The 26,284-nt window shown below is 69.8% G+C and carries 27 protein-coding genes and 1 tRNA gene; 12 read left to right on the top strand and 16 right to left on the bottom strand.

Going from position 1 to position 26,284, the window contains the following annotated elements; genetic code table 11:
• Nucleotides 1-6: 6 nt before the first annotated feature.
• A complete protein-coding gene (locus SACCYDRAFT_RS00455) occupies nt 7-1,644 on the bottom strand; it encodes a TM0106 family RecB-like putative nuclease (protein ID WP_043536005.1) in 1,638 nt (545 codons plus the stop codon).
• 93 nt (nt 1,645-1,737) lie between these two features.
• Between SACCYDRAFT_RS00455 and SACCYDRAFT_RS00450 the strand changes: the two genes are divergently transcribed.
• Nucleotides 1,738-2,256: a DUF6474 family protein gene (locus SACCYDRAFT_RS00450; protein ID WP_232283879.1), complete on the top strand. Its 519-nt coding sequence runs from the start codon at nt 1,738-1,740 to the stop codon at nt 2,254-2,256.
• A gap of 37 nt (nt 2,257-2,293) precedes the next feature.
• Here SACCYDRAFT_RS00450 and SACCYDRAFT_RS00445 read toward each other — a convergent pair whose 3' ends face one another.
• Genes SACCYDRAFT_RS00445 through SACCYDRAFT_RS00430 form a run of 4 tightly spaced genes read right to left on the bottom strand, consistent with a single transcriptional unit; the run spans nt 2,294 to nt 5,850 of the window.
• Nucleotides 2,294-3,280 carry a glycine betaine ABC transporter substrate-binding protein gene (locus SACCYDRAFT_RS00445; protein WP_005452573.1) on the bottom strand — a complete coding sequence of 329 codons (987 nt, stop codon included), beginning with the start codon at nt 3,278-3,280 and terminating at the stop codon, nt 2,294-2,296.
• Entirely contained in the window at nt 3,277-4,053 is a 777-nt protein-coding gene (locus tag SACCYDRAFT_RS00440; protein WP_005452571.1) for an ABC transporter permease, read from the bottom strand. The genes SACCYDRAFT_RS00445 and SACCYDRAFT_RS00440 overlap by 4 nt, the downstream gene beginning before the upstream one ends.
• Nucleotides 4,050-5,210: an ABC transporter ATP-binding protein gene (locus SACCYDRAFT_RS00435; RefSeq protein WP_005452569.1), complete on the bottom strand. Its 1,161-nt coding sequence runs from the start codon at nt 5,208-5,210 to the stop codon at nt 4,050-4,052. The genes SACCYDRAFT_RS00440 and SACCYDRAFT_RS00435 overlap by 4 nt, the downstream gene beginning before the upstream one ends.
• Complete coding sequence (locus tag SACCYDRAFT_RS00430) at nt 5,203-5,850, bottom strand: ABC transporter permease (RefSeq protein WP_043536947.1); 648 nt, start codon at nt 5,848-5,850, stop codon at nt 5,203-5,205. The genes SACCYDRAFT_RS00435 and SACCYDRAFT_RS00430 overlap by 8 nt, the downstream gene beginning before the upstream one ends.
• 123 nt (nt 5,851-5,973) lie before the next feature.
• Here SACCYDRAFT_RS00430 and SACCYDRAFT_RS00425 point away from each other — a divergent pair, with 123 nt between their 5' ends.
• From SACCYDRAFT_RS00425 to SACCYDRAFT_RS00415, 3 genes are read left to right on the top strand one after another with little or no spacing between them, the layout of a single operon-like run.
• Nucleotides 5,974-6,501, top strand: a complete 528-nt coding sequence (locus tag SACCYDRAFT_RS00425) for a hypothetical protein (RefSeq protein WP_005452564.1) — start codon at nt 5,974-5,976, stop codon at nt 6,499-6,501.
• 46 nt (nt 6,502-6,547) lie between these two features.
• A complete protein-coding gene (locus SACCYDRAFT_RS00420) occupies nt 6,548-7,258 on the top strand; it encodes a YcnI family copper-binding membrane protein (RefSeq protein ID WP_005452562.1) in 711 nt (236 codons plus the stop codon).
• Complete coding sequence (locus SACCYDRAFT_RS00415; RefSeq protein WP_005452560.1) at nt 7,255-7,875, top strand: copper resistance CopC family protein; 621 nt, start codon at nt 7,255-7,257, stop codon at nt 7,873-7,875. Before SACCYDRAFT_RS00420 ends, SACCYDRAFT_RS00415 begins: the two co-directional genes overlap by 4 nt.
• Nucleotides 7,876-7,956: 81 nt before the next feature.
• Here the strand turns inward: SACCYDRAFT_RS00415 and SACCYDRAFT_RS00410 are convergent, their stop codons facing one another.
• Complete coding sequence (locus tag SACCYDRAFT_RS00410) at nt 7,957-9,711, bottom strand: BCCT family transporter (protein WP_005452558.1); 1,755 nt, start codon at nt 9,709-9,711, stop codon at nt 7,957-7,959.
• Between the two features lie 107 nt (nt 9,712-9,818).
• On the opposite strand from SACCYDRAFT_RS00410, the gene SACCYDRAFT_RS00405 reads away from it, so the two are divergent.
• On the top strand, nt 9,819-10,865 hold the full coding sequence (locus SACCYDRAFT_RS00405) for a copper resistance D family protein (RefSeq protein ID WP_005452557.1): 1,047 nt from the start codon (nt 9,819-9,821) through the stop codon (nt 10,863-10,865).
• 124 nt (nt 10,866-10,989) lie between these two features.
• Here the strand turns inward: SACCYDRAFT_RS00405 and SACCYDRAFT_RS00400 are convergent, their stop codons facing one another.
• Together SACCYDRAFT_RS00400 and SACCYDRAFT_RS00395 are read right to left on the bottom strand one after the other, a co-directional pair.
• Entirely contained in the window at nt 10,990-11,877 is an 888-nt protein-coding gene (locus tag SACCYDRAFT_RS00400) for a phosphotransferase family protein (RefSeq protein ID WP_005452555.1), read from the bottom strand.
• Between the two features lie 35 nt (nt 11,878-11,912).
• A complete protein-coding gene (locus SACCYDRAFT_RS00395) occupies nt 11,913-13,283 on the bottom strand; it encodes a helix-turn-helix transcriptional regulator (protein ID WP_005452553.1) in 1,371 nt (456 codons plus the stop codon).
• 290 nt (nt 13,284-13,573) lie between these two features.
• Here SACCYDRAFT_RS00395 and SACCYDRAFT_RS26705 point away from each other — a divergent pair, with 290 nt between their 5' ends.
• From SACCYDRAFT_RS26705 to SACCYDRAFT_RS00380, 3 genes are all read left to right on the top strand, one after another.
• The gene (locus tag SACCYDRAFT_RS26705) at nt 13,574-13,918 is read left to right on the top strand and encodes a hypothetical protein (RefSeq protein ID WP_232283745.1); all 345 of its coding nucleotides are present in this window, start codon (nt 13,574-13,576) and stop codon (nt 13,916-13,918) included.
• A gap of 7 nt (nt 13,919-13,925) precedes the next feature.
• The gene (locus tag SACCYDRAFT_RS00385) at nt 13,926-14,336 is read left to right on the top strand and encodes a hypothetical protein (protein ID WP_005452549.1); all 411 of its coding nucleotides are present in this window, start codon (nt 13,926-13,928) and stop codon (nt 14,334-14,336) included.
• Between the two features lie 351 nt (nt 14,337-14,687).
• Nucleotides 14,688-15,323, top strand: a complete 636-nt coding sequence (locus SACCYDRAFT_RS00380; RefSeq protein ID WP_005452547.1) for a TetR family transcriptional regulator — start codon at nt 14,688-14,690, stop codon at nt 15,321-15,323.
• Between the two features lie 3 nt (nt 15,324-15,326).
• On the opposite strand, the gene SACCYDRAFT_RS00375 is transcribed toward SACCYDRAFT_RS00380, so the two are convergent.
• Together SACCYDRAFT_RS00375 and SACCYDRAFT_RS00370 are read right to left on the bottom strand one after the other, a co-directional pair.
• Complete coding sequence (locus SACCYDRAFT_RS00375) at nt 15,327-15,899, bottom strand: dihydrofolate reductase family protein (RefSeq protein ID WP_005452546.1); 573 nt, start codon at nt 15,897-15,899, stop codon at nt 15,327-15,329.
• A gap of 81 nt (nt 15,900-15,980) precedes the next feature.
• Nucleotides 15,981-17,210, bottom strand: a complete 1,230-nt coding sequence (locus tag SACCYDRAFT_RS00370; protein WP_005452543.1) for an amino acid deaminase/aldolase — start codon at nt 17,208-17,210, stop codon at nt 15,981-15,983.
• 101 nt (nt 17,211-17,311) lie between these two features.
• Between SACCYDRAFT_RS00370 and SACCYDRAFT_RS00365 the strand changes: the two genes are divergently transcribed.
• Nucleotides 17,312-18,625, top strand: a complete 1,314-nt coding sequence (locus tag SACCYDRAFT_RS00365; RefSeq protein ID WP_005452541.1) for a D-arabinono-1,4-lactone oxidase — start codon at nt 17,312-17,314, stop codon at nt 18,623-18,625.
• Between the two features lie 4 nt (nt 18,626-18,629).
• Here SACCYDRAFT_RS00365 and SACCYDRAFT_RS00360 read toward each other — a convergent pair whose 3' ends face one another.
• Nucleotides 18,630-19,292, bottom strand: a complete 663-nt coding sequence (locus tag SACCYDRAFT_RS00360) for an NAD(P)H-binding protein (RefSeq protein ID WP_005452539.1) — start codon at nt 19,290-19,292, stop codon at nt 18,630-18,632.
• 39 nt (nt 19,293-19,331) lie between these two features.
• Nucleotides 19,332-19,973: a hypothetical protein gene (locus SACCYDRAFT_RS00355; RefSeq protein WP_005452537.1), complete on the bottom strand. Its 642-nt coding sequence runs from the start codon at nt 19,971-19,973 to the stop codon at nt 19,332-19,334.
• A 345-nt stretch (nt 19,974-20,318) separates the two neighbouring features.
• Between SACCYDRAFT_RS00355 and SACCYDRAFT_RS00350 the strand changes: the two genes are divergently transcribed.
• The 3 genes from SACCYDRAFT_RS00350 to SACCYDRAFT_RS27125 all read left to right on the top strand — a co-directional run bounded on the left by SACCYDRAFT_RS00350 (nt 20,319) and on the right by SACCYDRAFT_RS27125 (nt 22,644).
• Nucleotides 20,319-21,185, top strand: coding sequence for an HpcH/HpaI aldolase/citrate lyase family protein (locus SACCYDRAFT_RS00350; RefSeq protein ID WP_005452529.1), 867 nt, complete (start codon nt 20,319-20,321; stop codon nt 21,183-21,185).
• Between the two features lie 41 nt (nt 21,186-21,226).
• Nucleotides 21,227-22,222 (top strand): MsnO8 family LLM class oxidoreductase, encoded by a 996-nt coding sequence (locus SACCYDRAFT_RS00345; RefSeq protein WP_043535996.1) that lies wholly within the window; start codon nt 21,227-21,229, stop codon nt 22,220-22,222.
• Nucleotides 22,223-22,515: 293 nt separating this feature from the next.
• Nucleotides 22,516-22,644, top strand: coding sequence for a hypothetical protein (locus SACCYDRAFT_RS27125; RefSeq protein WP_269744638.1), 129 nt, complete (start codon nt 22,516-22,518; stop codon nt 22,642-22,644).
• A gap of 65 nt (nt 22,645-22,709) precedes the next feature.
• Here the strand turns inward: SACCYDRAFT_RS27125 and SACCYDRAFT_RS00340 are convergent, their stop codons facing one another.
• The 4 genes from SACCYDRAFT_RS00340 to SACCYDRAFT_RS00325 all read right to left on the bottom strand — a co-directional run bounded on the left by SACCYDRAFT_RS00340 (nt 22,710) and on the right by SACCYDRAFT_RS00325 (nt 26,208).
• On the bottom strand, nt 22,710-23,564 hold the full coding sequence (locus SACCYDRAFT_RS00340) for an alpha/beta fold hydrolase (RefSeq protein WP_005452524.1): 855 nt from the start codon (nt 23,562-23,564) through the stop codon (nt 22,710-22,712).
• Nucleotides 23,565-23,666: 102 nt separating this feature from the next.
• Nucleotides 23,667-24,866: a thioester domain-containing protein gene (locus SACCYDRAFT_RS00335; RefSeq protein WP_005452522.1), complete on the bottom strand. Its 1,200-nt coding sequence runs from the start codon at nt 24,864-24,866 to the stop codon at nt 23,667-23,669.
• A 130-nt stretch (nt 24,867-24,996) separates the two neighbouring features.
• Nucleotides 24,997-26,058, bottom strand: coding sequence for a trans-sulfuration enzyme family protein (locus SACCYDRAFT_RS00330; protein WP_005452521.1), 1,062 nt, complete (start codon nt 26,056-26,058; stop codon nt 24,997-24,999).
• Nucleotides 26,059-26,125: 67 nt separating this feature from the next.
• Nucleotides 26,126-26,208: transfer RNA gene (locus SACCYDRAFT_RS00325), tRNA-Leu, on the bottom strand.
• Between the last annotated feature and the right edge of the window lie 76 nt (nt 26,209-26,284).

The raw sequence follows: 26,284 nt of genomic DNA, 5'->3' as shown, positions 1-26,284 counted from the left end.
GATCCCCTACAGCTCGCCCATGAACGGGACGGCGTGCGCGGCCTCCTCGCTCATCCACACCCGCAACGCGCGCGTGGCGCGCACGTCGTCCTCGTTGTACCGCAACAACCTCTCGCGCTGCCCCAGGTCGGGCGGACCGCCGTCCATACCCACCGCGTCGCGGTACCAGCGCATCGATGCCTCGCCACCCGCCTCGGGGTCACGCCAGGTGAACCCCGCCACCGGGGCCACCACCTTGAGACCCTTGCCCCGCGAGCACAGGAACTGATCGGACACGCTGCGGAAGAGATCGACCCATTCGTCGGAGTCGACGAACCGACGCATCTCCCCCCGTGTCGGCACGCCTTCCGCACCCGCGAACCGCTCGACCGAGGCGTAGAGCCAGCGGTTCTCCGCGAGCGCGTTGTAGCAGTAGGCGCGGAACGTGAGCCCCGCGGCCTCGGCCCTGGCCCGGACGTCCGAGAGCCAGGCCCAGAACCGCGCGAACGACCGCGCCTCGTCGTCGGTGGGCAGTGGTTCCCACGTCACGAACGCCCGATAGCCCGGCTCGACACCGATGTCCGCGCCGCTGAGCAGGCAACCCCACAGGTAGGCACCCGAGTCGCCGAAGCTCTCCATGTCGATGTCCACCTCGACGTCGGCGCGCGGAACGTGCACCTTCTCGACCCTGCGCACCACCGTGAGGTCGGCCAGCCACGCCCTCGCCAACGCCACGCCGTCTTCGAACGTGGTGCCGGTCCACTGGATCGGCGATTCGTCGGCGGGGTCGAGCGCCGCCAGCTTGTCTACAGTGGACACACCTGCGCGCCGCAGTTCGACCGCGTCCTCACCGCGCACCACGAGACTGACGTCCCGCGCCCGGACCAGGTCCGCCTCACACACCGGCCACCACGGGCAACGCTTGCACTCCAGGATGCGCGACGGCTCCGCGAGCGCCTCGGCGCGCGAGGCCGCGGCCCGTGCCACCGCGAGGCGGTCGGCGAACCTTTCGTCGTACTCGTCCAGCGCACTGCGACCGCCCGGCCAGGTCGGCGCCGTGAGGTCGTGCCAGACGACGACATCGGCGTCCAGGCCGACGACACCACCCACCGCCCTGTCCGGCTCGGCGTACCCGGCCGCCTCCAGCAACCGTCGCACGTGGGCGAGCCTGAGCTGGTCGCGCGGATGCGAACGCACCTTGCGCTTCGCGTCGGTCTCCGCGCGATCGGGATCGACGTCCGGCAGCACCGTGGTGCGTGCGCCGCTCCCGGGGTCGGTGATGCGGTGCCGCACCACGAGCACCGGCGCGTACCCACCGGTTGTGCGCACGAGCAGGTTGATCCCACCGCGCCTGCCCCCGTCGCGGTCCGCGGGGAACGTGGCGCCCCAGACCAGCGCGACGCCGTCGGCCAGGGCGGCACGGGTCAGCTCGGCGCGCTCCGCCGCGGGCAACTCGGGAGGGACGGCGACCCAACCACCCTGCGCCTCGGCGCGGAGCCACTCGGCGATCCGCGCCCGGTGCGCCTGCGCGTCGGCGATGCGCTGCTCCGCGGCCGGATCGGGCGGCGCCAACTCCGCGCCCCTCATGGTCGGATCGTGGTCGAGGTGTACGCGACGGCGACACCGCGTGACGACCCCCGCGTCCAACAACACCTCGACAGCCATGCCATTCACTGTATGAGAGCCCCCTGACATGGAGCCGACGTGCCCGTGGACGAGGCGAACAGTAAGTTCACGAGGAAAGCCAGTGCACGACTCCTGACAGCGACGAAGGGGACCGGGGCGATGGGCCGCAGGGCGGATCGGACGCGGAGCGCGACCGAGGATGACAGCGGGTTGACACCGAAACGCGCGAAGAACGCCGTGCGCGTGGCGAAAGTCATCGTTCCCGCCGCCGTGCCCGCGCTCGCACCGCTGGTGCTGCGTGTCGCCGGCGCGGTGCGGGAGGCGTACGACCGGCGCCAGGCTCACCGCCTGGGCGTCGACGTCTCCCAGCTACCCGAGTACAGCGGTCGCGGTGGCGCGCTGCTCGCCCGGCTCGCCGGGGCGGCGGTGGCGCTGACTCAGCTCTCCCGATCCGAGCGGGCGACGCGCGAGGACCAGGAGTTCGTCACGCGCAGCCGCTCGACCCTGGAGCAGCTCACCGCCTCCGTGCGGGCGGCCGAGCACATGCCCGCCCCTCGCAGGAAGGCGGCACACCGGGCCGTCGCCGCGGAGCTGGACACCATCGAGACCGAGGTACTGCGCCGCCTCGGTGTCCCGGGTGCGGCGAGCTGAACCGCGGACACGCGTACAGGGACCGCGGACACGGCGTTCAGGGGGTCGTGATGAAGCCCTTGGACACCAGCCAGTCGCGGGCGACCTTCGCGGCGTCGCGGCCGTCGACGTCGACCTGCTTGTTGAGCTCGATGATCTCGTCGTTGTTCAGGGCCTTCGTGATGGGGGCCATGACCTCGGCGATCTGCGGGTACTGCTCGTGGAAGTCCTGCCGCAGGGTCAGTGAGGCGTTGTACTGCGGGAAGAACTGCTTGTCGTCCTCCATCACCCTCAGGTTCAGCCCCGCGATCCGGCCGTCGGTGGTGAAGACCTCGCCGAAGTTGCAGGTGTCGTTCACCACAGCCGCGTAGATCGCGCCCGAGCCGAACGTCTTCATGTCGGTGATCGGGAACCCGTAGGTCGCCTGCACCCCGGGCATGCCGTCGGGCCGGTTGGCGAACTCGGTGTCCACGCAGAACACGGCCTCCTCCGGGTTCTGCTCGAGGAAGTTCGTGACGTCGCTCATCGTGCGCAGCCCGTGCTTTTCGGCGTAGGCCTCGGTGACCGCGAACCCGTAGGTGTTGTTGACCTCGGAGTACGGCAGCCACACGAGGCCGTTGCGCTCCAGGTCAGCCTTGCGTACCGCCTCGTACTGCTCCCGCTCGGACGACAGCGGCCGGTCCTCGCCCAGGTAGGAGAGCCAGCCGGTACCGGTGTACTCCCACATCAGGTCGATCTGGCCGTTCTGCAACGCGGCCCGCGCCCCGTTCGACCCGGTGATGTTGGTGAAGTCGATCGGGTTCGCGCCCGCGGCCTTCAACGCGAGCTGCGTGATGTAGCCGAGGACGACGTTCTCGGTGAAGTCCTTGGACCCCACCACGATCTCCACGCCGTCCAGTTCGGGCACATGGTGGATCGACCCCGGTCGCACGTCGAACGGCAGGGCCGCGTTCACGTTGAGGCCGCACCCGCTCACCAGCAGCGACACCGCGGCCACGAGCGCGCACACCACGCGCCGTCCGGCCCGACTCGTGCCATGCCTCATGAGAGTCCCTTCGGTCCGAAGTACTTCTCGAGCACCGCGCCGAGCCAGTCGACCAGCAGCGCCACGCCCACGGCCAGCACGGCACCGACCACCAGCACCGGAGTGCGGTTGAGCTTGTAGCCCGCGTCGATCAACTCGCCCAGTCCGCCGCCGTTGACGAAGAACGCCAGCGTCGCCGTGCCCACGGCGAGCACCAGCGACGTGCGCAGACCCGCGAGGATGAGAGGAAGCGCCAGGGGCAGTTCGATGCGGAACAGCACCGAAGCCGACGACATGCCGATGCCGCGCCCGGCGTCCACCAGGGCCAGGTCGACGGACTCGATCCCGACGATCGTGTTACGCAGCACCGGCAGCAGCGAGTAGAACGCGATCGGCAGCGCCGCCGCCCACAGGCCCTCCCACTCGCTCCACAGGAAGAACAGCACCAGCACACCGAGCGCGGGCGCGGCCTGGCCGATGTTGGCGATGCCGATGAACACCGGTGCCGCCGGCCGCGCCCACGAGCGTGTGAGCACCACGCCCAGCGGCAGCGCCACCGCCACCACGATGGCGGTGACCACCACCGTCAGCAGCAGGTGTTCCCACGTCTTGTCCAGCAGGTACGAGCCGTTCAGCGCCTCGGCCTCGATGACGTCGTTGTCCCTCGACAACGCCCACACGAGCACGGCACCGACGACCACGATCACCACGGCGGGCTGCGCCAGCAGGCGGATCCGGTCGGCCAGCCTCGATCCCGACTCCGTGGAGTACCCCGACAGTTCCGTGGACGTCATGACGCGGCGCTTTCCGACTCGACGTGCTCGGTGCGCAACTGCTGGATGGTGTCGGTGACCGTGGTGATGTCGATCGTCCCGACGTACTCGCCGCGCGAGCCGGTGACCACGGCGTTGCCGCCCTCGGCGAGGATGGCCTCCAACGCGTCCTGGAGCGTGGACTGCAGGCTCACCGGGTCGCCGATCGGCCTTCCGACCGTGGTGAGCGACGTCGCCGACGACAGCTCACGCACGTGCACCCAGCGCAGCGGCCGTCGGCGCCCGTCCAGCAGGAGCGCGTACGTCTCGCCCTTGCGGGCCATCCGCTCGCGCGCCTCGGCGACCGGCGTGTCGACCGGCATGGCCACGATGTCGTCGCTGTAGCTGACGTCGCGGACCCGCAGCAGAGTGAGCTGCTTGAGCGAGGCACCCGCGCCCACGAAGCCCGCCACCATGTCGTTGGCCGGGTTGGCGAGGATCGCCTCGGGCGTGTCGTACTGCTGGATCGACGACTTGTCACCGAGCACCGCGATCTTGTCGCCGAGCTTGACGGCCTCGTCGAAGTCGTGGGTGACGAACACGATGGTCTTGCGCAGGTCCTCCTGGAGCCGCAGCAGCTCGTCCTGGAGGTTGCCCCGCGTGATGGGGTCGACCGCTCCGAACGGCTCGTCCATGAGCAGCACCGGTGGGTCGGCGGCGAGTGCCCTGGCCACCCCCACCCGCTGCTGCTGGCCGCCGGAGAGCTGCCGCGGGTACCGGTCACGGAACTCGGCGGGGTCGAGCCCCACGAGATCCATCAGCTCGTCGACGCGGTCGTTGATCCGTTTGCGGTCCCACTTCAGCAGGCCCGGCACCACACCGATGTTCTGCGCCACCGTGAAGTGCGGGAACAGCCCGGCCTGCTGGATCGCGTAGCCGATCTTGCGGCGTAGCGCGTCACCGTTGAACGCCAGCACGTCCTCGCCGCCGATGGTGATCCGCCCGGAGGTGGGCTCGATCAGTCGGTTGATCATGCGCATGGTGGTGGTCTTGCCGCACCCGGACGGACCCACCAGGATCACGATCTTGCCCGCCGGGATCGTCATGCTGACGTCGGCGACGGCGGGTTCCGAGCTTCCCGGATAGTGCTTGGTGACGTTCTCCAACTGGATCTCGGCACCACTGGGTTTGTCAGCCACGAATACCCCTCGAGACGGTGAGGCGAGCGATCAGGAAGTACACGCCCTCGAGCAGGAGGGCGAGGATGACGACGCCGAGCGTTCCCGCCAGCGCCTGGTTGGTCGCGTTGGCGCTGCCCGCCCTCGTCAGGCCCGAGAACACCTCGCTGCCGAGCCCGGGCCCCTTGGCGTAGGCGGCGATCACCGCGATGCCCATCAACATCTGCGTCGCGACCCGCATCCCGGCGAGGATGGCCGGCCAGGCGAGTCGCAGTTCCACCCTGGTCAGCACGCCGAAGCGGCTCATCCCGATGCCCTTGGCCGCCTCGGTGACCGCCGGATCGACGCTTCCGAGCCCCACGATGGTGTTGCGGGTGATCGGGAGCAGCGCGTACAGCACCAGCGCGATCACCGTCGGGGTCGCCCCCAGGCCCACCACGGGAATCAGCAGGCCGAGCAGCGCGAACGACGGAATGGTGAGGATGGTGCTCGCCAACGCGGTCGCGACGGCGGAACCGATAGGGCTGCGGTAGACCGCGACACCGATCAGGATGCCGATCACCGCGGCGATGATCGTCGACTGGACGACTTCGCTGACGTGCAGCAATGCCTGTAGCGACAGCCGCTCCCACCGGTCGGCCACATATTCGAACAGATTCAACGGACCACCCGCTCGCATCGCTCGGCACATGTCAGTGGCGCAAACACGATTCACGATCCTCGCGGAAACGGCAAGCTTCGGAGGAGATTCGTCTCAACCGCGCGATCCCATAGGCTTGGCGACATGAGCAGGCGAAGCGGGTCCGACCACGCGATGCGTGCGATCCGTGGCGTACTGCTCGCGGGCTGCTCGGCCACGCTCAGTGTGACGGCGCACACCCTGGGCGGGGGGCACTTTCCGCACCTGCTGACCACCGCCGCGATCACCGTGCTGATCGGGTGGATCTCCACCGCCGTCGCGGAGCAGACCCGCGGACCGGGTGGTGTCGTGCTCGTCCTGGGTGGCGCCCAGGTGGGCACCCACCTCGTGCTCGGTGAACTGTCGGGACACCCGGTGGAGGGCCCGGCGATGCTCGCGGGGCATGCCGTCGCCACCGTCGCCACCGCCGTGCTGCTCGCGCACGCCGAAGCGATGCTGGCCGTCGCCGTCAGCACGCTCTCGGCGCTACGCGGTCTGCTGGTCACGGTCTGCTCGCCGCCCGGGTTCGAGTCACCGTCCGGGGCCGTCGTGCCGACCGCCGAGGGCACCGGCGCCTTCTCCGTTCACCTTCGCCGCGCGCATCCGAGGCGCGGACCCCCCGCAACCTCCTGACCGGTTCGAACACCTAACTCATCCAGATTCAGGATCAGGAGAACAGTTGCTGTCGACAAATCGACGTATAGCTCGTGGCGCTGTGCTGGGCGCGGCGGTCACGACGGGCATGCTGCTCGCGGGTGGCATCGCCTCGGCGCACGTGACCGCCAACGTCTACGGGGATACCCCGGAAAAGGGCGGCTACGGGGCCGTCGTGCTGCGGGTACCGAACGAGGAGGAGAAGGTCGGCACCACCGAGGTCGAGGTGACCGTGCCCGCCGAGTACGGCATCACGTCGGCCCGCACCAAACCCGTCCCCGGCTGGACGGCCGAGGTCACCGAGACCGACGACGTGGTCACCAGGATCACGTGGAAGGCCGAGGACGGCCACGAGATCGCGGCGGGAACCACGTCGTACGAGGAGTTCGAGATCGTCCTCGGTGCCCTGCCCGAAGACGTGGACACGCTGGTGCTGCCCACCTCGCAGACCTACGCGGACGGCAAGGTCGTGAAGTGGGACCAGCCGCCGGCCGAGGGCACCGAGCCCGAGCGGCCCGCGCCGGTGGTCGAGCTCGCCGAGTCGTCCGGCCACGGTCACGGCACGGGTTCGGAGCAGTCAGCCGAGGCCGGCGAGGCCACCGGCACCGAAGCCGACACCGGTACCACCGACGACACCGCACGCTGGCTGGGCGGAGCCGGGCTCGCCCTCGGCGCCCTCGGCTTCGGACTCGGCATCGGCGCCACGCTGCGCGCCAGGAAGGCAGGCAGGTCATGAGGAGACCACTCGCGTTCGTCACCACCCTCGTGGTGGCGCTGCTCGCGATGCTCGGAGCCGCGCTGCCCGCATCGGCCCACAACGTGCTCGTCTCGTCGAACCCCGCCGAGGGCGACGAGCTCGGCACCGCCCCGACGGAGGTCGTGCTCACGTTCGACCAGCCGGTCCAGGACGCCGACGTCAACGAGGTCGCCGTCACCGGGCCACACGGCGACCAGTGGGCCGAGGGCACCGTCGAGGTCGACGGTGCCACCGTGACCGCGCCGCTGCGGCCGCTCGGCCCCGCGGGCGAGTACGTCATCGGCTACCGCGTGCTCTCCGCCGACGGACACCCGGTGTCGGACGAGATCCGCTTCACCCTCACCTCACCCGGTCCGGGCGAGGCCAGCGGGGCGCCCGACTCCGTGGGCCCCGACCAGAGAGGTCAGGGTGAGGCAGCGCAGGGCGACCACGACCAGGCGCAGTCCGGGCAGCCGGGTGACGCGGGCCAGGACGACCAGGCAGCGAACGAGGACGACTCCTCGGGCGTGCCCGTGTGGGTCTGGCTCGCCGGTGCCGCGGTGCTGCTCGTCGCCGGACTCGTGCTGGCGTTGCGGATGGGCAGGTCGCAGGACTAGAAAAACCAGGAAAAGCAGGAAAAACCAGGAAAGGCCTCGGGCCGGGCCCCGAACCGGAGCCCGGCCCGAGAGCCGTACCGCCTACTTCCGGTTGCGCCGTTGCCTGCGCTCCTTCACGCGTTCGGCCTTGCGCTCGTCGTGCAGCTTGCGCAACGACCGCATCACCTCGTCCTCGCTGACCACGAGCGGATCGCGCCGCAGATCCCGGTACAGCGAAACGCACAAGGCGATCATGACGAGCACGAACGGCACCGCCACCAGGATCGTCAGATTCTGCAGGCCGGTCAGCGCCTCGTCACCGCCCACCAGCAGCATGACGGCGGCGACGGCACCCATCACCACGCCCCAGAAGATCACGACTCTGCGGTGTGGCCCCACGGTGCCCCGCTGCGAGAGCGTGCCCATGACCACGGACGCCGCGTCGGCGCCGGACACGAAGAAGATCGACACCAGGACCATCACGACGATGGCGACGGGCACGAACAACGGCAGGGTCTCCAGGAGCGCGAACGTGGCCGCTTCCTCGCCACCGGCGCCCGCGATGTCGACACCGGAACGCTGTCGCCGGATACCCGCACCACCGAAGATCGAGAACCAGACCAGGCTCACGACGCTGGGCACGGCGATCACGCCGATGACGAACTCGCGGATCGTGCGGCCACGCGAGATACGGGCGATGAACATGCCCACGAACGGTGTCCACGAGATCCACCACGCCCAGTAGAAGACGGTCCAACTGCCGAGCCAGTCGCGCATCTCCTCGCCCCCGGTGACGCCCGTGCGTCCGGACATGGCGGGGAACTCGCGGAAGTAGTCACCGATGGCACCTGGAACCAGGTTGAGGATGAGCACCGTCGGCCCGACCACCAGGATGAACACGGCGAGCACTGCCGCGAGCACCATGTTGATGTTCGACAGCCACTGGATGCCCCGCGCGACGCCCGAGACGGCCGAAGCCACGAACGCCACCGTCAGCACCGCGATGATCGCCACCAGCAGCCCGGTACCGGGGTTGTCGCTCCAGCCGACCGCAGCCAGACCACCACCGACCTGCAACGCGCCCAACCCGAGCGAGGCGGCCGACCCGAACAGCGTCGCGAAGATGGCCATGATGTCGATGGCCTTGCCCAGCGGGCCCTGACTGCGCCGCTTGCCGATCAGCGGCTCGAACACCGCCGAGATGAGCTGGCCGCGCCCCTTGCGGAACGCGCTGTAGGCGATGGCCAGCCCCACCACCGCGTAGATCGCCCACGGGTGCAGCGTCCAGTGGAACAACGTGGTCGCCATCGCGAGATGGACGGCATCGTCCGAGTTGGGCGCCACCGTGCCGGGCGGAGGACTCGTCAGGTGCGCCACCGGCTCGTACACGCCGAAGAACATGAGGCCGATCCCCATGCCCGCGCTGAACATCATCGCGACCCAGGAGATCGTGCGGAACTCCGGTCGTTCGTCGTCCCTGCCCAGCGGGATCCGTCCGTACCGGCTGATGGCCACGCACACCGCGAAGACCACGAACCCGCTCGCGGTCAGCACGAAGGCCCACCCGCCGTACGGGATGACGGCGCCGTTGAGCACCGTGTCCGCCACGCCGGCGAGGCTGCTCGGCGATGCGATGCCCCACGCCACTATGGCGAGTGCGACCGCGGCCGCCACACCGAACACCACGCGGTCGGTTCTCGCGGGGCGGTCCGCCGCGACAGCCTTCGTCGGCTGCCCGGCCGAATCGGTGGCGTCCCTCGGGCCGGTGTGCTCGGGCGCGTTGGCGGGCCCGGCCGCACCGGTCTCCTGGGAGTCGTTGCGCACCAGTCCTCCGGTCTCGTCCGAATGATCACCCATACGCAGCTGCCTCCATGGTTTCCGCCCGGGTTGCCCGTTCGGGATCCCTACTAACCCCTCTCCCGGCCCCCACTGTGGATCGAGAGGCGCGACACGGAGCAGGGCCGATGCGTAGGCTCGACGGGGTGAGCAGGCCAGCCACCGCGTCCACCTCGGTGCCACGTCCCGGACCTCTGGTCGCGCTGGTCACAGCCGCCCTGGCCGGGGTCCTCGTCGGGCTGGCACTCACGACCACGACCCCGGTCGCGGGCATCGCGCAGGTCGACACGGCGGTACGCGTTGGCCTGCCGATCGCCAGAGTGGCGCTCGACCTCGCCGCCGTGGCGGCCGTCGGATTCGCGCTGCTGCCCCTGCTCGTGGGCGACCGCACACCCGCCTCGACGGCGCCGGTGTTCGCCAAGGCCCGGCTCGGTGTCGTCGTCTCCGCTCTCGTGTGGGCGGTGGCGGCGCTGGTGAGCCTCGTGTTGCAGGCCGCCGAGTACCGGCCGAGGGACACGGCGCTGTCGTTCGCCGACCTGCGGTCGTACGCCGACACGGTCGCCGCGGGCAAGGCACTGCTGGTGGTGGCGGGTTTCGCGCTGGCCCAGGCCCTGCTCGCGTTCGCGGCGACCCGGGTGGGGCGGAGGGTGCCGCCCGAACTCGTCGTCGGGTGCGGCCTGTTCGCGCTGCTGCCCCTGCCGGTCACCGGACACGCGGGCGACTCACACCTCGCCGAGTACGCGATGCTGTTGCTCGAACTGCACATCGTGAGCGTGGTCGTCTGGACCGGGGGGCTGGCCGCCACGGTGGTGCTCGCGGCGGGCCACCGCGGTCTGCTGGCCACCACACTGCCCCGCTTCTCGCGCCTCGCCACGGTGTGCCTGGCCGTCGCCGCGAGCACCGGCGTGCTGAACGGGGTGACCGAGTTCGTGCAGCACCCCACCGTGGGACTGTGGCCGGGCCTGTTCACCACGACGTACGGCCAGCTCCTGGTCCTCAAGACCGTGGTGCTCGCGGCCGCCGCCGCGCTCGGCGGCTACACGAGGTGGAAGCTGATGCCCGGCATCGTCCGCCACCGGCGCACCGCCCTCGCCACGTTCGCCGTCGTGGAACTCGCCACGATGGGACTCGCCTACGGTCTCGCCGCGGTCCTGTCCCGAACCCCACTCATGTGATCCCGGTTACACATCCGGCTTCGGTCGCGCCGAACTTCCCGGTCGACCCCCGGTCTCCCGACCGTTTCCGGTCAAAGCGGCGAGCGGCTGCTGACGGTCGGCGAATGCGCTGAAATGCGGCCTTTCAGCGGTACCGGAACCAGCGCGAACGCCTGCGGTCGCGCCGCAGGTCCGTGAGCCTGCGCGCTAACTCGTCCCGCACCGCGGGATGGCTGCGCGCGATCGGCAGCACACTCGTCGTCAGCTTCAGCTCCCGGACCGCCCGTAGCACGGGGAAACCCGCCCACGATCTGACGTCGAAGCCGTAGTGGCACGCGAGCTGGGCGTACCTGTGCGGCGGATCCCGGAACCGCTCGTACCCGACGGCCAGGGGCACGAGGTCCCACTCCGCGGGCCCCACGCACGAGGAGTCGAAGTCGCACAACACCGGCCCGTCCTCGCCGACGATGACGTTGCCGGGGTGGGCGTCACCGTGCACCAGCGACGGCGGAAGCGCGAAGTCCAGCTCCCCCACCTGCTGTTCCAGAGACGCACACCGCTCCAACAGGAACCGCCTGTCGGCTGCCGAGAGCTCCTCCGCGTCGGCGACCCTCGCCCTCACGTCGTCCAGCGGAGCCCAACCGGGAATGCCGTCCGGAGGCGGCAGCGCGTGCAGCGACTTCAGCAGGCAGGCCAACTCCGCCGACGTCGCAGCCCGCCCGGCCGAGGGGACCCGCCGCCACACCGTGACGACGTGGTCACCGATCTCCAACGGCTGTGGTGCGTCGCCGAAGAGCCGCACGGCGGGGGCGCCGTGCGCGGCCAGGTACTCCGCCACCCGCACCACCTTGCGGGCCCGGTGCCGCAGTGCCCGTGATCCCACGATGCGCACGACCACGGGATCGTGGGCCAGCGAGTACACGGCGTTGTTGGTGAACCGGAGCAACGTCGCATCGCGGTGGCTCAGCCCCAGAAGGGCGCAGGTTCTCCGCAGGACCTCGTCCAGTGTCGACCTGGTGAACCGCCCGTCCAACGACGTGGTGTCCCGCCTTTTCGCCGCCGTCGCGCTCAGGCGAAGAACTCGGTCATCCGCTCGGCCAGCTCGCGCGCGTCGCTGTTGTTGCTGCGCCGCAGCGCTTCCTGCCGCAACGGCTCCATGCGCTTCTTCACCCGCGCGGACTTGAGTCCCTCCGCGCAGTCCAGCGCCTTCCCGCCGATCTTCGCGCCGTGATCGATGTCGCCCTCCAACATGTGGTTGGTGGCCAGCATGCTGAGACTGAACGTCTTGCTGCGCGCCATGTCGTCGCCGTACGCGTCGGTGGCCCTGCGCAACGCGGGGATGGCGTAGCGCGTGTGCGCCGCGTCGGCGTGCTGCGCCAGCGCCGTGTGAACGGTACCGATCATCGCGTACACGTCGGTCTCGTCGAAGAACTTCACCCACGACTCGGCGTTGGCCACGTCGGCGCGCTGGAACTTGTCCTTCGTCCGACCGAGCAGCTTCACGGACTGCTCGACGTTGCCCATCATCGCGTAGGCCCACGCCTCGTTGGCGCACAGGACCGCGACCGCGAGCTCCGAACCGGATTCCTGTGCCGCGAGCTGCCCGAGCTGGAACAGCTTCAACGCGTCGTTGGGCGCGTCCTGGTGCAGGTACACCCTGCCCATGCGGTAGAGGATGTTGGCGACGAGCGGGTGGTTGTCCCCTTGCTTCGCGAGTTCCAGCGCCTGCGCGAAGTGGTTGCGCGCCGAGTCGACGAGGTCGATGTCGAACGAGGTCCAGCCCGCGAGGCTGTGCAGGTCGGCGAGCGCCACGTACAACCGGGACTTGACCCTCTCGGGGCCGCTCGCCTGGAGCATCTGCTGCCCCCACGACAGCTGCGCCACCACCGCATCCCGGCAGAAGCCGCCACCGTACTGGTAGTCCAACGCCCTCAGCGCCCTGGTCGCCGCCTCCACCTGACGGACATCGGTCATCCCGATACGCCCCGGCGCCGGGGTCCTTCCGGGGCTCGACGCCCATGCCGCCGAGGCTGGGCCGAACACCGCGGCCCCCATCGTGACCTGGGCCGCGTGCGCGAGGAACTTCCGTCGTTTCACGGACTCGTCCTCCTCAGCTTGCTGCTCGTCGCCGTCGCCGACGACCTGGTTCCTCGTGGCCTCGTCGTAGGCGAGACCCATGTACCCCCTCGGGATGCCGAGGCCCTTGGCGATGCGGGAGAGCACGTCGTAGGCCATCACCTGGCGTCCCTTGAGGATTTCCGACACCTCGGACTGTGACTGACCGGTCATGGCGGCGATCTGGCGTTGAGAGACTCCGTGCATCCGGAGTCTCCGGTAGACCTCGCTGATGTTGCGGTTCGCCAGCGCGTCACGCATTTCGCGGGCTTCCCACACCTCGGGGTTGATGCGGCCCTGCTTGGCATCCTCGTTGGCGTCCATGTCCGCCCCTCCACAGTCCCGTCGGGCGTCGTGTGCAGCGTAAGCAACGCCCATTCAACCGTGCGAAAGCTCGATGTGGGGGTTTGATCGGTCGGGCCGAACTCCCGCGACCGTTCGGCGTGCCCCTCGGGCCGGTCGCCGCTACGGGACACACCGAGGGTTCTCACGTCGTTCTTTTCACCGCAAGGTATGGGCAGGAGGTGCGTGGCCGGACGGACACGGTCCGCAGCCATCGCGGCTCCCGAGAGGAAAGACCCGAACGACCGAGAACGACGGAACCGACGAAGGACGTGGTGGACGTGCACTCGCTCGCAGCAGATTCTGCTGGGACCGACACGGTGTTCTCCCGGTCTCGCGGTTCCGAGCAGCCCACGCGCCGGGCCATCACGCCGCCGAGCAGAACGGCTCAGCCCTACCTCGACTCGGGACGACGTCACGAAGGCGGCCAGGTGGTCTGGCGCGTGCAGTGCGGTGATCTGATCAGCCGCGAACGGTGCGTGACGGTGTATGTGGACGACGGCGAGGTGGTCCTCGTCGGACCGCCCGGAGAGACGGCACGACTGTCGGTCGGCCAGCTCGGGCAACTCCGGGCCGCACTGAACGAAGCCGCCGAACTGGCGGGAAGGCGACGGTGAGGGCCAAGTGGACCAGATACTCGGGCAAGTGCTCCGCAACGCCGTGTGGGAGCGACTCGACATGCTCGCCGACCTCGCCAAAGAGGCGGACTCACCGGCGCTGATCTCGGCGGCCCGCGCCGAGTTGCCCCGCCTCACCGAAGGCTGGCGGGTGATGCTCTCGGCTCACGAGCCCGACGAGCGGGGTGACTGCCCGACCTGCTCCACCCGCTGGCACCGTTGCAAGGCACCGTGCTCCGTGTGGCAGGTGGCCCATGACCACCTGGTCGCAGGCGGTCTCGCGCACTTCCACGACTCGCGCCGAGTCCGGCGCCTGCGCGGGACAACCGCCGCGACCGCGACGCCACCGGTCCAGAAGCGGCGCACGCCCGCGTCCCCCACCGGCCGGCACGCCCTCGCGGGGGGCGCGGGCCGATGACGTCCTCCCCACTGTTTTCCGCCACACGGCGGACACTGTCGCCGGCGGCCGGGTCGTGCGTACCCCCGAGCGTGACGAGCCCGGCCGCCGGTTCTTCGGCGATCGACACCGGCGGCTGCTGACCGCTCCGCCGGATCGCCACAACTCCACATCGCACACCGCGAGTCCCCGCCCGCGGTGCGGCCCCGATACCCCGCGGGCCGGTGCCGTTACACTCCCCCTCCCCCCGACCGGCACCGGCCTGCGGCCTTGTGTGCGCCTGCTTTCGCTTACGGTGCAAGGCATTCACTCGACCGTGAACGCCAACCCGGGCACGATAAAGTCGCTGACCTGCACAGCAAGGAGCACGACGTGTCCCAGAACCACACGGTGACGCAGGCGACGACACCACTGCGCCGGCAGCCGGTCCAGCAGCGCAGTGCCAAACGGGTCGAGCGAATGCTCGACGCGAGCGCCGAACTGCTCGACGAGGTCGGCTACGAAGGACTGACCACCACCCTCATCGCCAAACGCGCGGGGGTGGCCGTGGGCTCGCTGTACCAGTTCTTCCCCGACAAACGGGCCGTGGTGCAGGCTTTGACCCAGCGGAACCTCGAACGTTTCATCGCCGCCGTCAACGAACGCCTCGAGACGCTCGACCCGCATCACTGGTGGGACGTCGTCGACTCGCTGCTCGACATCTACCTCACCATGCACCGCGAGATCCCCGGCTTCTCCAAGGTGCACTTCGGGGACGTGGTCGACCTGCGGCTGCTCGACGACCGGCGGACCAACAACCGCGTCGTCGTCGACGCACTCGCGGACTTGGTGACCGCCCACGTCAAGCTGCCGCAGGACGAGGTGACGCTGCCCATCTCGATCGCCGTGGAAGCGGCGGACGGGTTGCTGAACTACGCCTTCCGCATCGACCCCCACGGCGATGCGGCCGTCATCGACGAGACCAAGGCCCTGATCAAGGGCTACCTGGCGGGCAAGTTCGGTGAGTGATCGTCACCGGACCCGGTAACGCAGGTGGTTCACCGCGGAGTCGAAGACCCTGGACTCCACGAGCTCCAGGTCCAGCCGCGTCTCGAGCGTGGGAAAGAGCGGTGTACCGCCACCGAGCACGACGGGGTGTACGAACAACCAGTACTCGTCGATCAGGTTCTCGCGGACGAACGTGGACACGATGTCACCTCCGCCGAAGAGCACCAGGTCGCCACCGGGCTGCTCCTTCAGCTCGGTGACGGCTCCGGCGACGTCCTCCGCGACGACCGTGGTGTTCCAGTCCGCCTCGGTGAGGGTCCTGGAGAAGACGTACTTGGGCACCCGCTTCCAGGTTTCCGAGTACCGCAGGTCGAGCTCGGTGGCTCCCGGGTACCGCCGCGGGTCGGGCCAGTAGGCGGCCATGCCCTCGTAGACCTTGCGGCCGTACAGCATGGCTCCCATGTCGGCCGCCTGCTCCACGGCGAAGGTGTTCAGCTCTTTCTCGTACGTGGGCCAGTCGAACTCGCCGTTCGGTCCGGAGACGAAACCGTCGAGCGAAACCTGCATCCACAGTCTGAGCTTGCGAGCCGCGGCCATGAGTACTGTCCTCCTCGGGAAAACGGTGATCGACAGGATGGACAACACCGCCGCGCCGGACTCATCGGCCCTTCCGGTGGATCAGCCGAAAAAGTGACCTTCGCCACGGTACGTCGGCACGGTGCAGACGAGCCGCCCCCCGGACACCAGGTGGTACCGCGGGAAGTGCTCGGCGAGCTCGCCCGCCTTGGCGTGGCGGAACCACACGCGATCTCCCGGCGCGAGCCGTCGCGCGGCCCGTCCGGTGACCGGCGTCTGCACCTCGCCCGCCCCCTCCACCGTGAGCAGCCGCAACCCCCGCGGCAGGTAGGGCGTGGGCAGCCGCGACGGTCCCGCCTGCCCGGAGGCCACGTATCCGCCCGCGGCGAGTGTCACGGTCCTCCGGTTGGGTCTGCGCACGACGGGAAGCGCGAACAGGGCCGCCGGCCGGGGCGAGAAACGCCGGTACCTGGAGAACAGGGCGGGCCCGACGAGGCCGGAACCGGCCGTCACCTCGCTGACGGCGGATTCGCCGCGGGTGTACTCCAGGCTTCCCGTGCCACCGCCGTTGACGAACTCCAGCCGCGTCACCGCCCGCACCGTGTTCACCACGGCGGCCCGCCTCCGGGCGAGTTCGGCCGCCGAGCGGCGCTGCATCCAGCGCACGACGGCGCCGGTGACACCTGTGTCACCGTCGGGCAGCCCGGCGATCTGCCCCTCGTATCCCATCACCCCCACCAGCCGGAAGCCCGGCCGCCCGGCGATGTGCCGGGCGAGGCGAGCGGCCTGCCCCGGTGTGAAGACCGGGGAGCGCCGGGTGCCGACGTGAACACCGGGCACCGGCCGCCACGACGCGTCGAACTCGAGGCAGACCCGCAGTTCCGCGTGGTCGGCACCGACGGTCGTGTCGATGAGGTCGAGCTGTTCGGGCGAGTCGACCATCACCGTGATCGCCTTCCGGGCCGCCTCGTCGGCGACGAGGGCCCGCAGTGCCGCGCGGTCCGCGGTCGGATACGCCACGACGAGGTCGTCGCTCGTGCCTTCGCCGAACAACCACAGTGCCTCGGCGAGCGTGTAGCACAGCAGCCCCGAGAAACCCGGCCGCGCCAGCACCCGTTCCAGCAGGGCGCGGCAGCGCACCGACTTGCTCGCGACGCGAATGGGCAGTCCTCCGGCACGCCGCACGAGGTCGTCGGCGTTGGCGTCGAACGCGTCGAGGTCCACCACGGCCAGCGGCGGGTCGAGATCGCGGGTCGCCAGGTCGTACGGAACGGCGTATGCGGAGCTCACGTGCCGACGGTACGGCAGAGACCTTGTAAACGCGAATCTCATTCACCTATTGTGACGACAACGTCGAGAGCCTGTTCCTGGACCCTTCTCCGTCGCGCAGCAGGTAGTCGAGGGTTCGAGAACGGGCTCTGAAGGAGGTCGGGGTGACACCGTGGACGAACTGGGCGGGAACCGTACAGGCGCACCCACACCGCCTCCATCGGCCGACGAGCACCGACGAGATCAGCGCGATCGTCACGGACGTCGCCGAGCGCGGCGGCCGGTTGCGTCCCGTCGGCAGCGGCCATTCCTTCACCCCCGTCGCCGCGACCGACCCGGGCTGCGACGCGCTCGATCTCGCCCACCTCACCGGCCTCGTCTCGGCGGACGCCGAAACCGGACTCGTCACCGTGCGGGCGGGCACCACGCTGCGTCAGCTCAACACGCTGCTCGACACGCTGGGCCTCGCGATGACCAACCTCGGCGACATCGACGCCCAGACCGTCGCCGGCGCCATCTCGACGGGAACCCACGGAACCGGCGCACGCTTCGGAGGGCTCGCGACCCAGGTGGCGGCGCTGGAACTGGTCACGGCCGACGGCTCCGTCGTCAGGTGTTCCGCGAACGAGCGGCCGACGTTGTTCGACGCCGCTCGCGTGGGTCTCGGAGCCCTCGGCGTCATCACGGGCGTGACCCTGCGCTGCGAACCCGCCTTCGTGCTCGAAGCGCACGAGGGGCCCCAACCGCTCGACCGTGTGCTGGCCGACTTCCACCAGCTCGCCGACGCCGAGGACCACTTCGAGTTCTACTGGTTCCCCTACGGCCGGAACGCGCTGGTCAAACGCAACACCAGGCGCCCGCCGGGGACCTCGGCGCGCCCACTGTCGGCCGCCCGGCAGTTCCTCGACTACACCGTCATGGAGAACGTGGCGTTCGGTGGCCTGTGCCGCATCGGAAGGGCGGTGCCCCCGCTGGTGCCGAAGCTCGGCGCGCTGGCGTCGTCGGCACTGTCCACCCGCCGCTACAGCGACGCCTCCCACCGCGTTTTCGCGACGCGGCGTTCGGTGAGGTTCGTGGAGTCCGAATACGCGGTGCCGCGCGAGTCCGTGCTCGACGTCCTCGAACGACTGCGGGCGCTCGTGTCGCGGCTGCGGCATCCCGTGGCGTTTCCCGTCGAGGTCAGGGTCGCCGCCGCCGACGACATCTGGCTCTCCACCGCGTACGGCCGGGATTCCGCCTACGTCGCCGTGCACCAGTACGTCGGCATGCCGTACGAGGAGTACTTCGCCTCCTTCGCCGAGATCGCGGACGCGGTGGGCGGGCGGCCTCACTGGGGCAAGATGCACGCGCTCGACGCCGCCCGGCTGCGCGAGCTCTACCCCCGCTTCGACGACTTCCGACGGGTGCGGGCCGAGCTCGATCCGGGCGGCGTGTTCGGCAACGCCTACCTCGACCGCGTGCTCGGCCCCGTCGGCTGAGTCGTCACAGCCGCTCCAGCGCCTCCGCCGCGGGCGTGTTGCCGGAGGTCAGCTCCAGCGTGCGACCGTACGTGGTGGTGTCGGCGACCAGCAGGCGTACGACCTCGGCGACGTCGTCCCTCGGGACGTCCGCCCTCGGCACCTCGTTCGCGAGACGCACCATGCCCGTGCCCGGGTCGTCGGTGAGGCGCCCCGGGCGCAGGATCGTCCAGTCCAGGTCACGACCTCGCAGGTCCTGCTCCGCGGCGGCCTTGGCCCGCAGGTAGGCGGCGAACACCTCACCCACCCTGGCCTCGACGTCGGCGTCGATCTCGTCGCCCGCGCCCATCGAGCTGACCTGCACGAACCGGCGGACTCCGGCGCGCTCGGCGGCCTCCGCGAAGAGCACCGCGGCGGCCCTGTCCACCGTCTCCTTCCGCGCGACCCCGCTGCCCGGCCCCGCGCCCGCGGCGAACACGGCCGCGTCGGCGCCGGACAGCACGTCGACGACCTCGTCGACGCTCGCGTTCTCCAGGTCGAGCACGACCGGTTCGGCACTGCGTTCGCGCAGAGCGTCGGCCTGCTCGGGCTTGCGGATGATGCCCACGGCCGTGTCACCGTTCGCGGCGAGAAGCTTCTCCAGCCGCAACGCGATCTTGCCGTGTCCTCCGGCGATGACGACTCGCATGACGCCGAGGTTAGCCGCCCGCGGCAGCCGCAGCAGAGGTCAGGCGATCGACTCCGCGCTCTCGCAGGCGAGCAGCCGCTCGTAGGCGACCTCGTGCACCCACCGCCACACCTCGTCCTCGCCCAGGTTGAGGTGCTCGTCCCCACACGTGAGGTCGAGGTCGAGCTTCGCGTTCTCGTCGGCCGCCACCACGCCAAGGCCGTACATGCGGGCCCTCGGCAGGCAGTTGTCCACGTAGTCGTGGCTCATGGTGGCCGAGGTGGGCAGCACCATCGCGGCCTCGCCGTAGCGCGCGAACGGCACGGTCGCCGCCATGCCCGTCCGCCAGTGCCGGGCCACGGTGAGCACACCCGCGATGTGGACGGCGGGAGGCGGCGCGATCCGGGACAACTCGGGCCACGTCCAGGTCGCCACGGTGGCCCTGTCGGTGACCGGGCGCAGGCCCGTGGCGATGCGCTCGGCGTGGGCCTCCGGCCGGAGCCGGGCCACCACGAACACGCGCCTGCCGAACAGTGTGAGCTGCGGGAGCACGGTCCCCTGCCAACCCAGCAGCGGAGCGGCCCGCTTGGCGAGGTCGGCGGGGCTGGCGGGAAGTTCGAATGTGGGACCGACGCGACCGGGGATCGACCGAACACCGTTCGATCCGCTCGTTGTCGCGATCTGCCCAGGTGGTACCGCCACGAAGTCCGCCTCCCTGATGTCCGCCGATGTGCCGCCGTGCCGCGTCGAAAACGGCACGTGACTTGAGTACCAGCGCAAACGGGCGTCGTCTGCGCTCTGAACGCCCACCTGCGATCGGCGGCGCCCAACGGTCGGTGATCGGTCGGTAGGCGGTTCGGCGACTTCAGCCGAGCGGTGCGGCCGTATGGGTGACATCAGGCCGAGCGGTCGGAAGTCCGGTTCAACGGCGGTGCCGGTTACCGGTGCGTTCACGGCGTTCGACGTCACCGGCGCGGGAGCCCCGTAGGGTTTGAGTGGAGCGGAACCGAAACCGCCCGTCCACCCGACCCGCACGAGGAGGACCACGTGAAACCGCGCCGTTCCGTTCTCTACCTTCCCGGGGCGAACGAGCGTGCTCTGGAGAAGGCCGCGACGCTCGCCGCCGACGCGTTGGTGCTCGACCTGGAGGACGCCGTCGCGCCGGAGGCCAAGGAGGCCGCGCGGCGGCGGGTGTGCGAGACGGTGGCCGCGGCGCCGTACGGGCGGCGGGAGGTCGCCGTGCGCGTCAACGGCATCGGAACCCGGTGGCACGAAGCCGACGTACGCGCCGTGGCCGAGGCCGGTCCGGACGCGGTCGTGGTGCCGAAGGTGGGCTCGGCCGAGGACGTGCGAAGCGTGGTGGAGGCTCTGGCCGAGGCCGGTGCGCCGGAGCACACGGCCGTCTGGGCGATGATCGAGACCCCGGCCGCCGTGCTGAGGGCGGAGGAGATCGCGAACGCGTCCGAAGCGCTCACGGTGCTCGTCATGGGCACCAACGACCTCGCCAAGGAGCTACGGGCCGAGCCAGGTCCCGGAAGGGCCCCGCTGTTGACGAGTCTCTCGCTGTGCCTGCTCGCCGCACGCGCGGCTGGTAAGTCCATTCTGGACGGTGTGTACAACGACGTGCGCGATGTCGCCGGTTTCGAGGCGGAGTGTGTGCAGGCCCGGCGGTTCGGCTTCGACGGCAAGAGCCTGATCCACCCCAGCCAGCTCGAACCGTGCAACCGGGTGTTCGCGCCGTCCGAGGCGGAGGTCGAACACGCGCGGCGCGTCGTCGCGGCCTTCACCGACGCCGAGGCCCGAGGACTGGGCGTGGTGACCGTGGACGGCCGTATGGTGGAGAACCTGCACGTGGAGCAGGCCCGGCGGGTGCTCGCGCTGGCCGAGGCGATGCGGGCGGAGGGCGGGCACTGACACCGCGGAACGAAGGAGCCCGCGGGAACGTTGGGTCCGGCGTGAACCGACGAACGTGGCCGGTGCCGCTGTCCGTGCTCGACCGGTCGAGCGTGCGGGCGGGAGAGGACCCGGCGAGCGCGGTGCGCCACACGGTGGAGTTCGCCCGCCGGATCGAGGAACTGGGTTACCACCGGTTCTGGGTGTCCGAACACCACAGCGTCCCCGGCATCGCCGGTTCCGCTCCCACAGTGCTCGCGGCCACGGTCGCGGCCGCCACCACCCGCGTCCGCGTCGGCACGGGCGGCGTCATGCTCCCCAACCACCGCCCGCTCGTGGTGGCCGAGCAGTTCGGCACGCTGGAAGCGCTGTACCCGGGCCGCATCGACATGGGTCTGGGGCGTTCGGTGGGATTCACCGAACGCGAGCGAGCGGCACTGGGCGCGGGCAAGGAGGACGCCGAGAGATTCCCCGAGCGGCTTCGTGAACTGCTCGGCTACTTCGCAGGTCCGTCGACGGTGCATCGTGGCGTGCACGCCTTTCCCGCCGAGGGGCTGCGTGTTCCCGCCTTCGTCCTCGCCACCGGCGCGGGCGCCCGAATCGCGGCCGAGGCCGGGCTGGCGCTCGTGATCGGCCAGGTGTCCGGTGTGGACGCGATGGTGGAGCACATCGACCGCTACCGCACCGAGTTCCGGCCCTCCACACTGTGGCCGCAACCGTACGTCGTGGTGTCCATGGCCGTAGCCGTGGCCGACACGCCCGAGCGGGCGAGGGAACTGCTGCTGCCCGAGGCGTGGTCACTCGTGCACTCGCGCACGCGCGGCGTCTTCCCGCCGCTGCGGCCACCGAACGAGCTGCCCGAACCGACCGAACGCGAGGCGAGGCTGCTCGCCGACGTGCTGCGGAGGCAGCTCCACGGCACGCCCTCCACCGTGCGGAACGACCTCGCGGCGCTCGTGGAACGCACCGGAGCCGACGAGGTACTCGTCACCCTGAGCACCCACGACCGTGGCGATCAGCTCGACTCCTACACCCGCCTCGCCGAGCTCGCGGGGTGACGCGGAGCCTGCGCTACCGTGTGCGCCCCTGACGTCGTCATCGGACGACACCGCTCGTTCAACACCTCCGGAGGAGGCCTCTCGTCATGGTGACGTGGCCCCGGATCCGGTCGAGATATCGGAGCGGTGGTCCGGCGGGAACTGGCTGCGAAACTCGCTGAGGAAGACGTCACCACCGACACGTACGTACTTCGAGTGCTGGCGGCGCGCGTCGCCGTACGAGCCACCAGCCGTCACGACCCGCGTACCCTCATGGTCGGTCTCAGCGAGGTGTTGAACGTGGTCGGGAGGCCGTGCGGTCGGCCGTCCCCGCCACCGGCAAGCTGGACGGCGAGGAACACGGACTCGGCCACTACGGGGAGACGATGACGGATCTCGCGAACGCCCAGGACTGTCTGGAGACCATGCGGGATTGGTTCTGATCCGTTCGCACGAGTCACCCCGGCGACGAGTCGCACGCTAACCGCGCCGCCTTCCCGGGCCGAGGTCAGGTCGTCACCCGCCGAAGCAACGTCTCGCTGTGGGTCCACAGAAGCGATCCGCCGCCGTCCGGCACGGAACGGCGCGAGGCGCCCGGAACGCGGGAGGTCAGAGTGACGCCGTTGTCGGGCGAATGCGAGGTGTCCTCCTCGCCGTACCAGATCTCCACCGGGCACGAGACGCGATCGAGGTCGAGCTGCCACGGCCTCATCGCGAGCACGGTGTCGGTGGCATAACCTCCCGCCCCCTGCGCGAATCCCTCTCTCAGCGCCTCCCGATAAGCGGCGTCGAAAACGGGATCCGTGTACACGGCCGTGTCCCGATCCCCGCTGTTTTCCACGACCATCTTCCGCACGGAGTCGGCGTCGAAGGAGAGGAATTGTTCGTACGCCGCCCTCGGATTCCGGCCGCAGAGATCCACCACCGTCGCCAGGTGGCCACCGAGCATGCCCGCGAAATGTGGAGAGCCGATCTCGTCGGCGGCGGACACGAGATACAGAGCGGACGCCAACCCCGCGACCGCGCAGGCGAGAGCGAACGGAGCACCCTGCGAATTACCGATCACCACCGGGGACGTCCAACCGCGCCCCTCGGCGAGTTGTTCGACGTCGACGGCGAAGTCCGCGATCGTCCGTTCCGGCGCCGGTGTCGACACCCCCAGCCCCGGACGGTCCACACTCACCAGTCGCACCCCCAGCGGATGCACCAGTTCGGTACCGAACCCGAGTCGCCGGCTCGTCGCCGCACCCGGGCACAGCAACACGGGTCTTCCGTCGACGGGGCCCCACTCGCTCCACCCGAGCGTCCGCCCGTCGGCGAGTCGGAACTCGCCGAGCCTCTCCGGTGATGCGACCCCTTCCATCCGACCTCCTCGACTTCCGTGACACGACACGACAAAGGCCACCTTCCCCGCGCCGCGCGGTGGAAGGTGGCCTTCGATCGTGTCAGTGGACGTCGTCAGGCGTCACGCGTTTTTCCTGCGACGCTGCAACAGGATCGCACCGGTGCCCGCACCGACGAGACCCAGGCCGATGAGCAGCGGAACCATCGGCGAAGCACCGGTGTCCGCCAGGTCGTCGGTGTTGGCCTGCGGAGTCACCGCGGGCTGGGACGTCTCGGTCGTCGGGGCGGCGGGCTGCGTGGTGGTTTCGGACGGCGTGGTGACCTCGGTGGTCTCCTCCGGCTGGGTCGGCTGCGGAGCGGCCGCCCACTCGACGCTCGCCTTCGCCGACAGGTTCGTGTCCTCGGACGAGGCGACGATCAGCGACTGCGCCGGCTTCTTCTGGTAACCCTCGCTGACGAACAGCCGGCCGGTGGCCAGGTGTGCGGTGGCGTTCAGCGAGAACGCGCCCGCGCCCTCCTCGGCTTCCTCGGGAACGTCGACGTAGATCTCCGTGCCGTCGGCGATGTCCGCCGCGGTCAGCTCCTTGCCGTCCGCGTCGGTGAGCTTGACGCCCTCGGGCAGCTCACTGGTGATCTCGGTGATCTCCCCGGTGGTGGCCACGGTGAACGGGCCCAGCCGCTCACCGGCCTTGCCGGTGGCCGTCTCCGGGGAGACGTTCAGGGCCGGAGTGGGCTCAGCGATGCCCACATTGGACTCACCGGTGAGGTAGTCGTAGAGCGCGAGCACGTCCGCGTCGGAGCCGGCGTCCCTCGCGCTGGACGGGTCCTTGCGGTCGATGTCCTTGCCGTCGCTGAAGTGCCACACGGCCGCCTGCGTGGCGGCGATGGCTTCCTTGCGGTCTAGTCCATTGTGGAGTTCGACGCCCTGACCCTCGAGCGTCTGCACCAGCGCGTCGGTGTCCTTGACCGGGAAACCGTGCTGCAACACCCAGTTGATGCGGTCACGGTTGGCGTGGAAGGGAGAGTCGGGGTTGGGGAATTCGTCCCACGGGCTCTCGAAGAGTGAGCGACTCGGGTCCACGTTGACGCTGATCTCGACACAGTACGCGCGCAGCGTGTTGCCACCCTCGATGTTCAGCTTGAACAGGGTGGTCTGCTGGCTCTCGGAACCGATGTTCACGTTGTAGCCGTTCTCGCCGCCGCCGCGAACGATGTCCGCCTTCGCTCCGTCCGCCGAAGCGGGAACCGAACCGAGGGAGAGGGCCGCAGCCGAACCGGCGACGAGCGCACCGATCCTGGCCAACGTTCTTCTGCTGCTCATGAGTCTCCTAAGAAGACAGTGGAGGGAAAACCCAGTCAGGTGAAGATCAGACACCAGTCGTTGCGGAGCATACACACGGCGTCAATTCTTCGTGAGACCACTACTCGAAACAGTGAAGAACCAGGATGTGTCAGTTCACTGAGCACAACGCTCGGTTTAAATCAGCCCACAAATCTTCGGGATCTTCCAAACCGATACTCAAACGAAGCAACCCCGAAGCCACATGCGCGTCACCGGATCGCGCCGCACGTCGTTCCACGGTGCTTTCGACCCCGCCGAGACTCGTGGCGTGCCGCACCAGTCGCAGCGCCTCGCACACCGCGTCGGCGCGATCGGCGTCGGCGACCTCGAAAGCGAGCATCGCGCCCGAACCCGGATAGCGAACACGAGTGACAGCCGCGTGCGCCCCGAGTCGCTCCGCGAGCATCGCCGCCGTCCGCGACGCCTCGGCGAACCGCACCGGCAGTGTGCGCAACCCCCGCAGCGCGAGAAAGGCCTCGAGCGCGCCCGGCGTCGCGCCGATGCGGGTGCGCGCGTCCCGCAGCGCCCTCACGTGCGCGGGGTCGGTGGCGACCGCCGCCCCGAGCAGCAGGTCGCTGTGCCCTCCGATGAACTTGGTGGCGCTGTGCACCACGATGTCCGCCCCGAGCGACAACGGCTGCTGCCCCAAGGGCGTCGCGAACGTGTTGTCCACCACAGTCGTCGGTCGCCCCGGTGTCTTCCGCGCCGCCTCGGCGATCGCGGCGATGTCGACGACGTGCAGGCTCGGATTCGTCGGTGACTCCAGCCACAGCAGGTCGGCCTCCGCTGCGGCCTCGATCCACCTGGCCGTGTCGGTCGGCTCGACGGACACGACCTTCACCCGGCCCGTCTCCTGCTCGTGCCCGAAGTAGGAGCGGGTACCGGCGTAGCTGTCCCTCGGCACCACCACCGTGGCGCCCACCGGGTGGGCGTCCAGCACGGCCGAGGCGGTGGCGATGCCCGACGCGAAGGCCGTGGCCGTACCACCCTCCAGCTCGCCGAGAGCCTCCTCGAACGCCGCCCACGTGGGCGTGCCGTCCTCGCGGGCGTACGAGAGCCCCAGCATGCTGGCAGGAGCGATGGGGACGTTCATGGGCTGCCCCTCGCCTGTCGGGCGTCCCGCGACGATCGCCCTCGTCCTGGCCGACCACTGTTCGTTCACGTCGGCCACGGTAATCAGTCCTCAATGCGGAATCGCCGCCGGGGAACCATCCCCGACGGCGATTCGTCTCTATCTGTGGGCGAGGAGGGAGTTGAACCCTCACGTCCTTCCGGACACACGGACCTGAACCGTGCGCGTCTGCCATTCCGCCACTCGCCCGAGCAACTTCGACAGTGAGGACAGCGTAGCAAGGCGAATCGGAAGGCTTGCACGGGGGCCCGTGTTACACCGGTAA

This window comes from Saccharomonospora cyanea NA-134 (assembly GCF_000244975.1).
Taxonomy (GTDB): Bacteria; Actinomycetota; Actinomycetes; order Mycobacteriales; family Pseudonocardiaceae; genus Saccharomonospora; species Saccharomonospora cyanea.
The sequence above is the reverse complement of the archived record's forward strand: the minus strand, read 5'-3'. Positions and strand labels throughout refer to the sequence as shown.

Coding starts and splice junctions, on each gene's coding strand:
- SACCYDRAFT_RS00415 (WP_005452560.1), top strand. CDS start 7,255: ATGAGGAGACCACTCGCGTTCGTCACCACCCTCGTGGTGGCGCTGCTC.
- SACCYDRAFT_RS00360 (WP_005452539.1), bottom strand. CDS start 19,292: ATGCGAGTCGTCATCGCCGGAGGACACGGCAAGATCGCGTTGCGGCTG.
- SACCYDRAFT_RS00455 (WP_043536005.1), bottom strand. CDS start 1,644: ATGGCTGTCGAGGTGTTGTTGGACGCGGGGGTCGTCACGCGGTGTCGC.
- SACCYDRAFT_RS00375 (WP_005452546.1), bottom strand. CDS start 15,899: ATGGCCGCGGCTCGCAAGCTCAGACTGTGGATGCAGGTTTCGCTCGAC.
- SACCYDRAFT_RS00335 (WP_005452522.1), bottom strand. CDS start 24,866: ATGAGCAGCAGAAGAACGTTGGCCAGGATCGGTGCGCTCGTCGCCGGT.
- SACCYDRAFT_RS00425 (WP_005452564.1), top strand. CDS start 5,974: ATGAGCAGGCGAAGCGGGTCCGACCACGCGATGCGTGCGATCCGTGGC.
- SACCYDRAFT_RS00440 (WP_005452571.1), bottom strand. CDS start 4,053: ATGACGTCCACGGAACTGTCGGGGTACTCCACGGAGTCGGGATCGAGG.
- SACCYDRAFT_RS00395 (WP_005452553.1), bottom strand. CDS start 13,283: ATGGACGCCAACGAGGATGCCAAGCAGGGCCGCATCAACCCCGAGGTG.
- SACCYDRAFT_RS00405 (WP_005452557.1), top strand. CDS start 9,819: ATGCGTAGGCTCGACGGGGTGAGCAGGCCAGCCACCGCGTCCACCTCG.
- SACCYDRAFT_RS00445 (WP_005452573.1), bottom strand. CDS start 3,280: ATGAGGCATGGCACGAGTCGGGCCGGACGGCGCGTGGTGTGCGCGCTC.
- SACCYDRAFT_RS00410 (WP_005452558.1), bottom strand. CDS start 9,711: ATGGGTGATCATTCGGACGAGACCGGAGGACTGGTGCGCAACGACTCC.
- SACCYDRAFT_RS00370 (WP_005452543.1), bottom strand. CDS start 17,210: ATGAGATTCGCGTTTACAAGGTCTCTGCCGTACCGTCGGCACGTGAGC.
- SACCYDRAFT_RS00340 (WP_005452524.1), bottom strand. CDS start 23,564: ATGGAAGGGGTCGCATCACCGGAGAGGCTCGGCGAGTTCCGACTCGCC.